General features: G+C 65.1%; 15 protein-coding genes. 9 read left to right on the top strand and 6 right to left on the bottom strand.

Annotated features, from left to right (window positions below; genetic code table 11):
* Positions 1-6: 6 nt before the first annotated feature.
* The 3 genes from AB4Z32_RS22135 to AB4Z32_RS22125 are packed head-to-tail and all read right to left on the bottom strand — an operon-like array spanning position 7 to position 3,396.
* On the bottom strand, positions 7-1,191 hold the full coding sequence (locus tag AB4Z32_RS22135) for an ABC transporter permease (protein ID WP_442124027.1): 1,185 nt from the start codon (positions 1,189-1,191) through the stop codon (positions 7-9).
* Entirely contained in the window at positions 1,188-1,922 is a 735-nt protein-coding gene (locus AB4Z32_RS22130) for an ABC transporter ATP-binding protein (RefSeq protein ID WP_442124026.1), read from the bottom strand. The genes AB4Z32_RS22135 and AB4Z32_RS22130 overlap by 4 nt, the downstream gene beginning before the upstream one ends.
* A gap of 13 nt (positions 1,923-1,935) precedes the next feature.
* Complete coding sequence (locus AB4Z32_RS22125; RefSeq protein WP_442124025.1) at positions 1,936-3,396, bottom strand: alpha/beta fold hydrolase; 1,461 nt, start codon at positions 3,394-3,396, stop codon at positions 1,936-1,938.
* A gap of 272 nt (positions 3,397-3,668) precedes the next feature.
* On the opposite strand from AB4Z32_RS22125, the gene rplM reads away from it, so the two are divergent.
* The 5 genes from rplM to erpA all read left to right on the top strand — a co-directional run bounded on the left by rplM (position 3,669) and on the right by erpA (position 6,727).
* Complete coding sequence (gene rplM / locus AB4Z32_RS22120; protein WP_435570927.1) at positions 3,669-4,097, top strand: 50S ribosomal protein L13; 429 nt, start codon at positions 3,669-3,671, stop codon at positions 4,095-4,097.
* 9 nt (positions 4,098-4,106) lie between these two features.
* Positions 4,107-4,499, top strand: a complete 393-nt coding sequence (gene rpsI, locus AB4Z32_RS22115) for a 30S ribosomal protein S9 (protein ID WP_323143189.1) — start codon at positions 4,107-4,109, stop codon at positions 4,497-4,499.
* 215 nt (positions 4,500-4,714) lie between these two features.
* Positions 4,715-5,752 (top strand): N-acetyl-gamma-glutamyl-phosphate reductase, encoded by a 1,038-nt coding sequence (gene argC / locus AB4Z32_RS22110; RefSeq protein ID WP_442124024.1) that lies wholly within the window; start codon positions 4,715-4,717, stop codon positions 5,750-5,752.
* Between the two features lie 126 nt (positions 5,753-5,878).
* The gene (locus AB4Z32_RS22105) at positions 5,879-6,295 is read left to right on the top strand and encodes a bactofilin family protein (RefSeq protein ID WP_442124023.1); all 417 of its coding nucleotides are present in this window, start codon (positions 5,879-5,881) and stop codon (positions 6,293-6,295) included.
* 54 nt (positions 6,296-6,349) lie between these two features.
* Positions 6,350-6,727, top strand: coding sequence for an iron-sulfur cluster insertion protein ErpA (gene erpA, locus AB4Z32_RS22100; RefSeq protein ID WP_442124022.1), 378 nt, complete (start codon positions 6,350-6,352; stop codon positions 6,725-6,727).
* 58 nt (positions 6,728-6,785) lie between these two features.
* Here erpA and AB4Z32_RS22095 read toward each other — a convergent pair whose 3' ends face one another.
* From AB4Z32_RS22095 to AB4Z32_RS22085, 3 genes are all read right to left on the bottom strand, one after another.
* Positions 6,786-7,202, bottom strand: a complete 417-nt coding sequence (locus tag AB4Z32_RS22095; protein ID WP_442124021.1) for a GNAT family N-acetyltransferase — start codon at positions 7,200-7,202, stop codon at positions 6,786-6,788.
* A 10-nt stretch (positions 7,203-7,212) separates the two neighbouring features.
* Positions 7,213-8,316, bottom strand: coding sequence for an anhydro-N-acetylmuramic acid kinase (locus AB4Z32_RS22090; RefSeq protein ID WP_442124020.1), 1,104 nt, complete (start codon positions 8,314-8,316; stop codon positions 7,213-7,215).
* Between the two features lie 94 nt (positions 8,317-8,410).
* Entirely contained in the window at positions 8,411-9,772 is a 1,362-nt protein-coding gene (locus AB4Z32_RS22085; RefSeq protein ID WP_442124019.1) for a peptidoglycan DD-metalloendopeptidase family protein, read from the bottom strand.
* Between the two features lie 169 nt (positions 9,773-9,941).
* On the opposite strand from AB4Z32_RS22085, the gene tyrS reads away from it, so the two are divergent.
* From tyrS to AB4Z32_RS22065, 4 genes are all read left to right on the top strand, one after another.
* On the top strand, positions 9,942-11,216 hold the full coding sequence (gene tyrS, locus AB4Z32_RS22080; RefSeq protein ID WP_442124018.1) for a tyrosine--tRNA ligase: 1,275 nt from the start codon (positions 9,942-9,944) through the stop codon (positions 11,214-11,216).
* A complete protein-coding gene (gene dtd / locus AB4Z32_RS22075; RefSeq protein ID WP_442124017.1) occupies positions 11,213-11,671 on the top strand; it encodes a D-aminoacyl-tRNA deacylase in 459 nt (152 codons plus the stop codon). Before tyrS ends, dtd begins: the two co-directional genes overlap by 4 nt.
* Before the next feature lie 172 nt (positions 11,672-11,843).
* Positions 11,844-12,512 (top strand): YbhB/YbcL family Raf kinase inhibitor-like protein, encoded by a 669-nt coding sequence (locus tag AB4Z32_RS22070; RefSeq protein WP_442124016.1) that lies wholly within the window; start codon positions 11,844-11,846, stop codon positions 12,510-12,512.
* Positions 12,513-13,154 carry a histidine phosphatase family protein gene (locus AB4Z32_RS22065; protein ID WP_442124015.1) on the top strand — a complete coding sequence of 214 codons (642 nt, stop codon included), beginning with the start codon at positions 12,513-12,515 and terminating at the stop codon, positions 13,152-13,154.
* Positions 13,155-13,200: the final 46 nt, after the last annotated feature.

The raw sequence follows: 13,200 nt of genomic DNA, 5'->3' as shown, positions 1-13,200 counted from the left end.
TAAGGCTTACACGGAGAGCACGTAGCGTTCGCTCTTCATGCGCCAGCTGGCGAAGCCGACGGCCACAAGCGCCGCCAGCGCCGAACAGGCAAAGGTCATCAGGACGGGCAGGGCGCCGATGTCGCCGCCCTTGCTCATTTCGCGCAGCAGGGTCTGGTTCGACAGCACCGGCACCATATACATCCAGTCAGCGGTCTTCAGCTCCATCATCGGCACGATGAAGGCCGGCAGCATCGGCACGATCATCACGAAACTCAGCACGCTCTGCGCTTCCTTGAAGGATTTGGCGTTCATGGCCAGCGCCACCTGCAGCCCGGCGGCGAACAGGCACAGCGGCACGCTGACGATGCAGATCAGTATCAGCTCGCCCCAGCCCATGCTCCACGACATGCCGATCTCTTCCAGCGGCAGCCAGGACAGGATGGCGTGCGCCAGCACCAGTTCGAGCGTGACGCCGATGATGGCCAGGCTGCCGGAAGTCAGCCATTTGCCGACCACCAGTTCCCAGGCCTTGGCCGGCTGTGCCATCAGCACTTCCATCGAGCGGCGCTCGCGCTCGCCGGCGGTGCTGTCGACGGCGGTCGACATGCCGCAGATGAAAGCCGGCACGAACAGGATGCCGAGGATGCCGCCGATCAGGCCCGCCGAACGCGAAGCATTGGTGGCGGTATCGAAGCGCTGGACCTGGACTGGCGCCAGCGTCGCCGGCGACACCCCGTGGGCGAGCAGGCGCGCGCCGGCGACGTTGGCGTTGTAGGCTTCCAGCACGCTCTCGACTTCGCGGCGGCGCGGCCCGTTTTCGTCGGCTGAGTCGTACCACAGCTCGACGCGCGCCGGGCGCATCGCCGCATAGTTCTCGGTGAACTTGTCGGACAGGCGCAGCACCACGGCGTATTTGCGCGCCTGCAGCGCTTCGGTGATCGCCGGCTCGTCGAGCGGGCCGAGTTCCCTGGCGGTGATGTTGCGCTGCTTGAGCTGAGCCATCAGCGTGGGCGCCTGGGCGCCGCCGATGACCGCGATCTCGACGCCGTCGCGCTCCGGCTTGGTGGCGCGCTTGATGGTCTGGTTGACCACGTAGCCGATCATGATCGGATACATCAGGGTGAACAGCGCCAGCAGGGCGAGCGTGCGGCGGTCGCGCAGGGCTTCGCGCAGCTCTTTCAGGAAGACGATCAGGAATTTCGGTTTCATGCGGCGATCCCTTCTTCGGTGCCGACCAGGCTGACGAAGGCGTCTTCCAGGTTGGCGATGCCGGTACGCCGGCACAGGTCCTCGGGCGAGCCCTGGGCCACCGTATGGCCCTTGGCGATGACGATCACGTCGTCGCACAGGTGGGTCACTTCCTGCATCACGTGGGTGGCCATGATCACGCAGCAGCCCTCGGCTCGAAGGCTTGACAAGGCGGTGCGCAGGGCGCGCGTGCTCATCACGTCCAGGCCGCGGCTCGGTTCGTCCAGCAGCAGGTGGCGCGGGCGGTGCAGCAGCGTGCGCGCCAGCGCCACCTTGATGCGCTGGCCCTGCGAGAAGCCCTTGGCGCGGCGCTCCAGGATGTCGTCCATCTGCAGCAGCCCGGACACTTCGTCGATGCGCTCCTGCAGCGAGGGGCCGGCCATGCCGTTCAGTTCACCGAAGTACCGCAGGTATTCGCGCGTGCTGAGGCGCTCGTAGAGTCCGAACTGGTCGGTCAGGAAACCGATGTTGCGGCGTACCGCCAGCGGATCCTTTTCCGGGTCGACGCCGTCGATCGCGATGCTGCCGTGGTCGCGCCTGAGCAGCCCGACCAGGGTGCGCAGGAGGGTGGTCTTGCCGGCGCCGTTGGGGCCGAGCAGGGCGGTGATCTGGCCGTCGCGTGCGGTGAAGCTGACGCCGCCGAGGGCGTGCACGGAGCCGAACTGTTTGCGTACTTCCTGGACTTCTATCATGGCGGACTGGGGATCAGGGTTGCGGCCCGGCGCTGCCGAGCTGGAAGGTCGGGGCCGGGATCTCGGACAGGCACTTGGCGTCGAGCGGGCTGGCCGGGCGGTCGAGGAATTCGCGCAGCAGGCGCGGCGCGCAGCCGAGCTGCGAGACGCCGTGGCCGGCATTCGCCACCACCAGCTGCTGGGCATTGCGCATGTGGCGCGCGGCGCTTTCGGCGCGGCGCGGCGGCGTCACCGGATCGAGGGCGCCGGACAGCAGCAGCGCCGGCGCCTGGATCGTCGACGGCTCGGCATACGGCACCGCCGGCACCGACATCAGCCGGCACAGGCCGGGAATGCGGTCGGCCAGCGGGCGCGTGAGCAGCGCCGCGTCGTCCTTCAGCAGCGCCGGCGTCATGCGCGGAACGTCCTCGGCGCAGACCACCGACAGGTAGAGCAGGGTCGCGGTCGAGGCATCGCTGGCGAAGTCGCCGGCGATGTTGTGGCGCGCGATGAAGGGCTCCCAGCGGCCCTGCCAGGCGCTGTGCAGCAGGAAGGGCAGGCGGCGCGCGTCGGCCGGCGAGTACAGGATGTTGTGCACGGTGCCGAGGAAGCGCGGACCGGTCATCGTGAACGTCACCTGCTGGGCCGTGCGCGGATCGGCGACCGACAGCTTGAGGCCGGCCTCGGCGCGCGCGGCCAGGGTGTCGAACTCGGCGCGCAGCTTGGGGTAGGCCTTGTTGCAGGCGGCGTCGGCCCGGCATTGCGCGAACAGCTTGTCGAGCGCGGCCTGGCCGTCGCGGCCGCCGGCCGGAATCACCTGGTCCGGCGCGGCGACGCCGTCCAGCACCAGCGAACGCACGCTGTCCGGGAAGGCGCGCGCATAGGCCTGGCCGAGGCGGGTGCCGTAGGAGCCGCCCCAGACGTTGATCTTGCCGTAGCCGAGGGCGCGGCGGACCTGCTCGATGTCGCGCGCGGCGGCGGCCGTGGTGTAGGCGGCGAAGGGCGCCGGCTTGGTGCCGATGCAGCGGCGCAGCCCGGCTTCGATCTCGGCGTCGCTCAGCATCTCTTCGTTGGGCGGGGTCTCGCAATCGAGCTTGCCGGACAGGCCGGTGCCGCGCTGGTCGATGAAGACGATGTCGCGGGTGGCGCGCACGCGCTTGAAAGCGGCCGACAGCAGGGGCAGCACGTCGCTGCCGGCCTGGCCGGGACCGCCGGCCAGCACGAACAGCGGATCGGGGCGCGCCGGCGCGCGGAAGGCCGGGGCCACGGTCACGTGCAGCTTCAGGCCGGCGGCCGCGGGCGCGGCATAGTCGAGCGGGACGGGAATGGACAGGCAGCGCAGGGTTTCCTCGGCGCCGGGCAGGTGGCAGCTGTGGGCAGCCGGCTTGGCGGCGGTGACGGCGGACGCGCTGGCGGACGCGGCGGGTAGCGCGGCGAGCGCCGACGCCGAGTACAGCAGGGCGAACAGGGCAGGCAGGATCGGACGGGTGTTCACGGAGTCTCCTCTACGATGTCACCCATAGTAAATTGCTATTCTTTTGTGGGTCAACAAATAGTTGCATATACGCATTAACCTTCTTTGTGCTGGATCACCATGCGGAGTGTGGGGTATGCGTCAAGGCTGGCTTGACTGGGGAGCCCCCGATCAGCTATGATCGTGGGCTTTCCATTTGCTCAGGAAAAGACAATAAGGCAGAGTCCGCAGTTGGCTGCATCGACGAGCGGAACCACCATTTGAGCATTTACACCTAGATATAGGAAGTCAACATGAAAACTTTTTCCGCTAAGGGCCATGAAGTCCAGCGCGATTGGTACGTGATTGACGCGACGGACAAAGTCCTCGGACGTGTTGCCAGCGAAGTGGCACGCCGACTGCGCGGCAAACACAAGCCGGAATTTACTCCGCACGTCGACACCGGTGACTTTATCGTCGTCGTCAACGCAGGCAAGCTGCGCGTGACCGGCACCAAGGCCACCCAGAAGACCTACTACCGTCACTCGGGCTACCCGGGCGGTATCTACGAAACCAACTTCCTGAAAATGCAACAGCGCTTCCCGGGCCGCGCCCTGGAAAAGGCTGTCAAAGGCATGCTGCCGAAGGGCCCGCTGGGCTACGCCATGATCAAGAAGCTGAAGGTCTATGCGGAAGCTACCCACCCGCACGCAGCCCAGCAACCGCAAGCACTCGATTTCTAAGGAACTGACATGATCGGTAACTACAATTACGGCACCGGCCGTCGCAAGAGTGCAGTCGCCCGCGTGTTCATCAAGGCTGGCACCGGCCAGATCATCGTGAACGGCAAACCGGCCGCCGAGTACTTCTCGCGCGAAACCGGCCTGATGGTCATCCGTCAGCCGCTGGAACTGACCGGCAACGTCGAGCGTTTCGACATCAAGGTCAACGTGCATGGCGGCGGCGAGTCCGGCCAGGCAGGTGCAGTGCGCCACGGCATCACCCGTGCACTGATCGACTACGATGCAGGCCTGAAGCCTGACCTGGCACGTGCCGGTTTCGTCACCCGTGACGCCCGTGAAGTCGAGCGTAAGAAAGTTGGTCTGCGCAAAGCACGTCGCGCAAAGCAATTCTCGAAGCGTTAATTGGATCTGCAGCGCTCTGCGCTGCTGCCAGACAGAAAGCCGCCCGCTGCAAAGCCGGCGGCTTTTTTGTTTTCCAATAACTCGGGTCAGTAATTCGGGGTCAGAGCACTTTTTCAGCATGCGAAAAAGTGCTCTGACCCCGAATTTTCGGTGACGCTGCTAAAATTGCAGCCTCGTCCTCGCTGGGCCTTATTTATCTTTACGAAGGAAAGAACATGATCAAAGTTGGCATCGTTGGCGGTACCGGTTACACGGGCGTGGAGTTGCTGCGCCTGTTGTCGGCCCATCCCGAGGTGCAGCTGACCGCCATCACCTCGCGCAAGGAAGACGGCCTGCCGGTGGCAGACATGTTCCCGTCGCTGCGCGGCCACGTCGACCTGGCCTTCTCGAGTCCGGACAAGGCCGACCTGACCCAGTGCGACGTGGTGTTCTTCGCCACCCCGCACGGTGTCGCCATGGCCCAGGCCCCGGCGCTGCTGGCCGCCGGCGTGAAAGTCATCGACCTGGCCGCCGACTTCCGCCTGAAGGACCGCGCCGCCTTCGAGAAGTGGTACAAGATGGAGCACACGGCGCCCGAGCTGATCGAGGAAGCGGTGTATGGCCTGCCGGAGCTGAACCGCGAAGACATCAAGAAGGCCCGCCTGATCGCCAACCCGGGCTGCTACCCGACCACCATGCAGCTGGGCTTCTACCCGCTGCTGAAGGCCGGCCTGATCGACGCCGGCAACCTGATCGCCGACAGCAAGTCGGGCGTGTCCGGCGCCGGCCGCAAGGCCGAGATCGGCACCCTGTTCTCGGAAGCCAGCGACAACTTCAAGGCCTACGGCGTGGCCGGCCACCGCCACACCCCGGAAACCTCGGCCCAGCTGCAGCGCTATACCGACCAGAAAGTCGGCCTGATCTTCACGCCCCACCTGGTGCCGATGATCCGCGGCATGCACTCGACCCTGTACGCGCGCCTGACGAAGGAGATCGACAACGCCGCCCTGCAGGCCCTGTTCGAGGACGCCTACCGCGACGCCGAATTCGTCGATGTGATGCCCTTCGGCTCGCACCCGGAAACCCGCTCGACCCGCGGCTCGAACATGCTGCGCATCGCGCTGCACCGTCCGGACGGCGGCGACACCGTGGTGATCCTGGTGGTGCAGGACAACCTGGTCAAGGGCGCCGCCGGCCAGGCCGTGCAGTGCATGAACCTGATGTTCGGCGTGCCGGAAAACATGGGTCTGCAGCAGATCGCGCTGCTGCCGTAAGGAAAGCGCGTCTCCCCTCGCAAGGGTTGCCGACAAGATGCAGATCAAGGCAGGTGATGTTGAGCACGGTAAATTGATCTTTGCACTAGCTTGCTTGGCAACGCATCACAACGCGAGGGGAGTCCCATGTTCGGTCGTAATGCAAAAAGCGAAATCGATAGCCTGATCGGCATTTCCGCACGCATCGAAGGTGACCTGGTATTCACCGGCGGCCTGCGCATCGACGGCGAGGTGCACGGCAACGTGATTGCCGGCGATGCCGCCGCCGACAGCGTCCTGATCGTTTCCGAGCACGCGCGCATCGAGGGCGAGGTGCGCTGCGCCAACCTGGTTGTCAACGGCCATATCGCCGGGACGGTGCGGTCGACGGAACTGCTTGAATTACAGCCGAAAGGCCGCATACATGGGGATGTCCATTACCGCCTGCTGGAAATGCACGGCGGCGCCCTGGTGACGGGCAAGCTGACCCACGAAGCCGCGCCGATCCCGGCCGCCGAGCCGGTGTTTCATTTGGGCGTCGCCGCGGAAGGGGCATCAGCATGACTGGCGCCAACCGTCTATAATGGACGAAATCCGAATTCAATCAGGAGTTTATCCATGACCGCAATCGCCGAATTGCATCGCTCGCAAGAGCAGGACACCATGCCGTCGCCCATCAACTTCACCGATAGCGCCGCGCAGAAGGTCGCCCAGCTGATCGAGGAAGAGGGCAATCCCGACCTGAAACTGCGCGTGTTCGTGCAGGGCGGCGGTTGCTCGGGCTTCCAGTACGGCTTCACCTTCGACGAGATCATGAACGACGACGATACCGCCATGGAAAAGAACGGCGTCACCTTGCTGATCGACTCGATGAGCTACCAGTACCTGGTCGGCGCCGAGATCGATTACAAGGACGACCTCGAAGGCGCCCAGTTCGTCATCAAGAACCCGAACGCCACCTCGACCTGCGGCTGCGGTTCGTCGTTCTCGGCGTAATCGTTCTTCGCATTCATCAAATGGCCGCCCCGGCATTGCCGCGGCGGCCATTTCATTGTCAGGCCGGCGCGCGCCGATAAGCCATGCCGATCGATGCCGGCGCCGTCGGCACGAAACCGAACTGCGCGTACAGGGCATGCGCCTTGCCGTCCGCGATCAGGCTGACGTAGCCGCTGTCCGGCACCTCGCGCTCGATATAGGCCATGATCTCGCGCATGATGGTCTTGCCGAGTCCCTGGCCCTGGTGTGCCGGCAGGACGGCAATGTCGACAACCTGGAAGAAGCAGCCGCCGTCGCCGATCACGCGTCCCATGCCGACCGGCGCGCCTTCATGCAGGATCTGCACGGCGAACAGCGTGTTCGGCAAGCCTTTCGCGGCCGCCTCCACCAGCTTCGGGCTCAGGCCGGCGCCGACGCGCAGCATGCGGTAGGTATCGATCGAAGGCGTGGAAAGCCGGGTAATATAGGGCGTCATCGAACGCTCCTCAGGCTGGATACAAGGCGCCGAGTACGCGCAGGCCCGCCGCGCCGGTCACCGCCGGCAGGTTGCCCGGCTGGCGCCTCGTGAAGCGGTAACCCAGCCAGGCAAAGGCCAGCGCCTCGACCCGGTTCGGCGCCACGCCGAGTTCTTCGGTGGACGCCACCGGAATCCCGCCGCCGAGGGCCTCTGCGATGTCTTTCAGCAGCACGCCGTTATAGGCGCCGCCGCCGCACACGTAGACGGCCTGGGCCGGCCGGCCGGCGGTCGCATCCTGGATCGCCTGCGCGATCGTCACCGCCGTCAGGCGCGTCAGGGTTGCCTGGACGTCGGCCGGGGCCAGGCCGGGGCGCTGGAGCAGCTTCGCATCCAGCCATTCCGCATGGAAGAGGTCGCGCCCCGTGCTCTTGGGCGGCGGCTGGCGGAAATATGGCTCGTCCAGCAGGATCTCCAGCAGTTTTCCGTCCACCTTGCCGGCCGCCGCGAAGGCGCCATCCTCGTCATAGGGCTTGCCGGTGTGGCGCGCAACCCACAGATCCATCAGCACGTTGCCGGGGCCGGTGTCGAAGCCGCTCACGCGGCCGTCGCCGTGCAGCACGCTGATATTGCCGATGCCGCCGATATTCACCACCACCCTCAGCATCTTCGGCTTGCCGAAACGGGCTTCATGAAAAGCCGGCACCAGCGGCGCGCCCTGGCCGCCGGCGGCGATGTCGCGCGTGCGGAAATCGGCGATCACGTCGACGCCGGTCAACTCCGCCAGCAGGGCCGGATTATTGGTCTGGCGCGTGAAACCCAGTTCCGGGCGGTGGCGGATGGTCTGGCCATGTACGGCGACGGCGCGTACCGGACCCGGCGCCCGGGCCAGAAGTTGCTGCACGCAATCGGCGTAGCAGCGCGCCAGCGCGTTCGCGGCCAGGGCTTCGCGCTCCAGTTCGTTCTCGCTGGCCGCCTGCAGGGCCATCAGCTCGGTGCGCAGTTCGGCAGGGAAGGGCGTGAAGGCGGCGTCCAGGGTGCGGATGCCGCGGCCGGAAAAATCGGCCAGGACGCCGTCGACGCCGTCCAGGCTGGTGCCGGACATCAGGCCGATGTAGAGGGAGGAAGCGCTCATATTCTATTTGCTTGAATGGGCTCTTGAGTAAAAAAAAAGCGCCTTGCACTGTGCAGTGCAAGGCGCCTCATTCTATCTACGATTCAGTTGCAGCTCAGCGCGCAGCCATCGCGTTGCCGGCCGGATTCAGCAACGAGAAGCGGTGCGACATATCGGTGGCGGCCATGCGGAAGCGCGACAGTTCGCCGGCGTTCAACGGCTGGGCCTGCAGGTTCTTCAGCTTCATCGGGTCGGTAGCCTGGCCGCCGATGCGGAATTCGTAGTGCAGGTGCGGGCCGGTTGCCCAGCCGGTCGAACCGACGTAGCCGATCACGTCGCCCTGGTGGACCTTCTCGCCGCGGCGCAGGCCGCTGGCGAAACGGCTCATGTGGCCGTAGGCGGTGCTGTAGTTCGACCAGTGCTTGAGCACGACCATGTTGCCGTAGCCGTTCGACACGCCGACGAAGTCGACGGTGCCGTCGCCGGCGGCGCGGATCGGGGTGCCCGTCGGGGCGGCCATGTCGACGCCCTTGTGCGCTTTCCACACATTGAACACCGGGTGCATGCGCATCGAGAAGCCGGAAGAGATGCGGCTGAAGGCGACCGGCGACTTCAGGAAGGCTTTCTTCAGCGACTGGCCGTCCAGGCTGTAGTAGCCGCCCTGGTGGCTGACCGGGTCTTCGTACCAGACCGACTGGTAGGCGACGCCGCGGTTGATGAACTCGCCGGCCAGCACGCGGCCGGTACGGACCAGTTCGCCATCCTGGTAGAAGTTTTCGTAGACGACGTTGAAACGGTCGCCGCGCTTCAGGTCCGAGCGGAAGTCGATGTTGGTCGAGAACATCTCGATGATCTGGTTGACCACCGAATCCGGGATCTGGCCGCCGTCGACGTTGGCGTCGGTAGCGGCGTACAGCGAGGTGCTGATTTCGCGCGAGCGCATTTCGACGCGGCGCTCGAGTTCGGCCGGCGCCTTGGTGACGACGAACTTGTCGCCCTTGCGCGTCACGGTAACGGTATTAAATTGATCCTTGTCGACGGCGATGGTGGCGCGCAGCGACAGCATCAGGCCGTTCTCGTCGGTCTCGGCCTGGATGCGCTTGCCGGTCTTGAGGGAGAGGATGCTGCGGGCCAGCTTGTCGTTGCGGACGAAAGCCGCTGCCTGCTGGTCGTCGATGCCGAGGCGGGTGAAGACGGAGCCGAGCGAGTCGCCCGGGCGGATGCGTTCTTCGTGGATGAATTCCTGCTGGTCCTGCTGCAGCGCGGCGATCTGGTCAGCCAGGTTCGGCAGTTGCAGGTCTTGTGCGATGGACTTGACAGGAATGTCGGAGGCGTCCGGCGCGATCGGGGCGACTGCGGTCGCGCCGAAGGCACACAGGGCCAGGGCAGCGGCGCCACCCGCGATGATGCGGGTTTTGCGGCTGGTCTCTGCGAGACCGAACCAGCGCTTGCCGGTGATTTTCTGTATTGGGTTCATGCAATCAGTTAAAATTTACCGCTTCATCGTCCCAAGACCAACGCTTTTTCTTTTTGTTTTCTTACTTGTTGTCTGTGGAACTTTTCATGCGGCAAGATTGACGGGATCGCGAATTATATCAAAATACCGGGTCCTACAACCGTTTTAGCCTTATTCCTACAAGATTTTTATGACTTCTGCTGAGCTTTCTGCTAATGCAAAAAATGCAACTTCGGCCGGCGCGACGGCTCTTCCCTTGAGCGATGCCGTCCAGGAAGCCCTTGCGATCACCAAGCGCGGTGTCGACGAACTGCTGATCGAGAGCGAATTCGCCCAGAAGCTGGCGCGCTCCGAGCAGAGCGGCCAGCCGCTGCGCATCAAGCTGGGCCTGGACCCGACCGCGCCCGACCTGCACCTGGGCCACACCGTGGTGCTGAACAAGCTGCGCCAGCTGCAGGACCTGGGCCACCAGGTCATCTTCCTGATCGGCGACTTCACGTCGATGATCGGCGATCCCTCGGGCCGCAACGTGACCCGTCCGCCGCTGACCCGCGAACAGATCGAAACCAATGCGCAGACCTATTTCAAGCAGGCCTCGCTGGTGCTCGATGCCGCACGCACGGAAATCCGCTACAACTCCGAGTGGTGCGATCCGCTGGGCGCGCGAGGCATGATCCAGCTGGCCTCGCGTTACACGGTGGCACGAATGATGGAGCGCGATGACTTCACCAAGCGCTTCAAGAATGGGACTCCGATTTCGGTCCACGAGTTCCTGTATCCGCTCATGCAGGGCTATGATTCGGTCGCTTTGAAAGCAGACCTTGAGCTGGGTGGTACGGATCAGAAATTCAACCTGCTCGTGGGCCGCGAGTTACAGAAGGACTACGGCCAGGAACCGCAGTGCATCCTGACCATGCCGCTGCTCGAAGGCCTGGACGGCGTCGAGAAGATGTCCAAGTCCAAGAACAACTACATCGGCATCACCGAGCCGGCCAACACCATGTTCGGCAAGCTGATGAGCATCTCGGACGTGATGATGTGGAAGTACTACGAGCTGCTGTCCTTCCGCTCGCTGGACGAGCTGGCGGCGCTGAAGAAGGCCGTCGAGGGCGGCGCCAACCCGCGCGACGCCAAGGTTGCGCTGGCCCAGGAAATCGTGGCGCGCTTCCACTCGCAGCAGGCGGCCGAGGATGCGCTGGCCGACTTCGTCAACCGCTCGAAGGGCGGCATTCCGGACGACGTGCCGGAAGTGAGCCTCGGCGGCGCCCCGCTGGGCCTGCCCCAGCTGCTGCGCCAGACCGGCCTGTGCGCTTCCAGCTCGGAAGCCATGCGCATGATCGACCAGGGCGGCGTGCGCATCGACGGCACGGTCGTGTCCGACAAGTCGCTGCAGGTCGAGGCCGGCACTTTCGTGTTGCAGGTCGGCAAGCGCAAGTTCGCGCGCGTGACCCTGGCCGCTGCATGATCGGATTGTTGCAGCGCGTGACCCAGGCCAGCGTCGTGGTTGACGGCGAGACCATCGGCGCCATCGGCCGCGGGCTGATGGTGCTGGTCTGCGCCGAGAAGGGCGATACCGAGCGCGAGGCCGACGCCTTGCTCGCGAAGCTGCTCGGCTACCGCGTCTTTTCCGACGAGGCCGGCAAGATGAACCGCAGCGTCGCCGACGTCGAGGGCGGCCTGCTGCTGGTGCCGCAGTTCACGCTGGCGGCCGACACCCGCTCCGGCACCCGGCCCTCGTTCTCGCCGGCGGCCGCGCCGGACGACGGGCGCCGCCTGTTCGAGCGTTTCGTGCGCCAGGCGCGCGAGCGTCACGGTAAGGTCGAGACCGGCCGCTTCGGCGCCGACATGCAGGTCTCGCTGACCAATGACGGTCCAGTGACTTTCTGGCTTCGTATTGATCCACCCAAGGTCTTGAGCTGAAACTGCGGCGGGTGGCGCAGGTCAATGTAAAAGAGCGTCTGGCAAAGCCGGCAGGGCAAGGGGCATCGCCGCAGCGGCGGACCGCGAAGACAGTACGCCAGTACGGCGAGACGAATGCAACGCCGCCATGCCGGGTTTGGCAGAGGCTCAGAGGGAAATGGAGGGCTGAGAGATGAAAATCTGGAGCGATTCCTTTATCGAGGGCGGCCTCATTCCGCCCCGCTGCGCGTTCGCCGAGATCGATCCCGGCGGCCACATCAAGCTGTCGAGCAACCGCAGCCCCCACCTCGCCTGGGACGACGTCCCGGCCGGCGCCGAGTCCCTGGTGCTGCTGTGTCACGACCTCGACGTGCCGGCCAGCGGCGCCGACGTCAACCAGGAGGGGAGGACGGTGCCGGACGCCTTGCCGCGTACCGACTTCTACCACTGGTCGCTGGTCGACATCCCGGTCAGCCTGACTTCCTTTGCCGAAGGCTTGTTCTCGGACATGGTCACGCCGGGCGGCAAGAGCGGTCCGCTGGTCCCGTTCACGATCAAGAACGGCACCGAGCACCAGTTGCGCCACGGCATCAACGACTATACGAGCTGGTTCGCCAACGATCCCGACATGGCTGGCGAATACTACGGCTACGACGGCCCCTGTCCACCCTGGAACGACGAGCGCATCCACACCTATGTGTTCACGCTGTATGCCCTCGACATCCCGCGCCTGCCGCTGACCGGGCGCTTCACCGGCAGGGAAGCGCGCCTGGCGATCACGGGCCACATCCTGGACGAAGCGCGGATCTTCGGCGTGTATTCGCTGAACCCGCAAATCGCCGCCACTATCATCGATAAATAATTGAACAAGATTCTCCTGATCCGCCATGGCGAAACCGCCTGGAACGCCGAACGCCGCCTGCAGGGCTATCTCGATATCCCGCTGAACGAGGAAGGCGAACGCCAGGCCCGGCTGCTGGCCGAAGCGCTGGAGTCCGAGTCCATCGACGTGGTCGTCTCCAGCGACCTGCACCGCGCCCGCCAGACGGCCCAGGCCGTGGCCACCCTGCGCGGCATGCCCCTGCACGTCGACCCGGCCCTGCGCGAGCGCTGCTACGGCGGCTTCGAAGGCTTGCTGTACAGCGAGATCGAACAGCGCTTCCCGGCCGAATTTGCCGCCTGGCAGGCGCGCGATGTCGACGCAATTTTGCCAACTGGCAAAAATCGTGGTGAAACCTTCCGCCAGTTCTACACCCGCGCGACCAGCGCCATCCTGGCCACCGCCGCCGCGCATCCGGGCCGGACCATCGCCATGGTGGCCCATGGCGGCGTGCTCGAATGCGCCTACCGGATGGCCAGGGCGCTGCCGTTGGAGACGCCGCGCGACTTCAAGGTCTACAACGCCAGCATCAACCGCTTCCGCATCGACGACGGAAAACTCCTGCTCGAGAGCTGGGGCGAGGTGGCGCACCTGCGTCCGGCCCTGCTCGACGAACTAAGCTGACAGAGGTTTATGTCAGATTTGCAACACACGATAAAAGTGTGCTGAT

The sequence above is a fragment of the Massilia sp. 2TAF26 genome (assembly GCF_052115005.1).
In the GTDB taxonomy this organism is placed as follows: Bacteria; Pseudomonadota; Gammaproteobacteria; order Burkholderiales; family Burkholderiaceae_D; genus Telluria.
The sequence above is the reverse complement of the archived record's forward strand: the minus strand, read 5'-3'. Positions and strand labels throughout refer to the sequence as shown.